The organism is Paraburkholderia sp. SIMBA_054, from assembly GCF_046534875.1.
Classification (GTDB): domain Bacteria; phylum Pseudomonadota; class Gammaproteobacteria; order Burkholderiales; family Burkholderiaceae; genus Paraburkholderia; species Paraburkholderia hospita.
The window spans coordinates 1-266 of record NZ_JAWRXV010000908.1 but is presented as its reverse complement, the minus strand read 5'-3'; the positions used below and the strand labels follow the sequence as shown (position 1 = coordinate 266).

The window sequence follows — 266 nt, the reverse complement described above, 5'->3', positions numbered from 1 at the left end:
ACGATACCGTGGTGCCGCCGTCGACCCCGCCCAGCACCCGCCGCAACTGCCGCGTGGTCGAGGTCGGGCGCGAGTTCCGCCGGCCGATCGCCTACGACGTGGACTACGTCTACAAGGGCACCAAGTACCGATCGCGGCTGCCGGAAGACCCGGGCAACCGGCTGCGGATCCGGGTTTCGGTGACCCCCTACATCCCCGACGCGATAGTCCAGCCCGGCAGGTGAGGGGTGGGGCGGGTAATCACTGCCCGAAACCCTTGCACCCCC

Annotated in this window: 1 pseudogene; it reads left to right on the top strand. The window is 69.5% G+C overall.

The window, feature by feature from the left end:
- Positions 1-224 (top strand): annotated as a pseudogene (locus SB822_RS57775) (hypothetical protein); the annotation flags it as partial.
- Between the last annotated feature and the right edge of the window lie 42 nt (positions 225-266).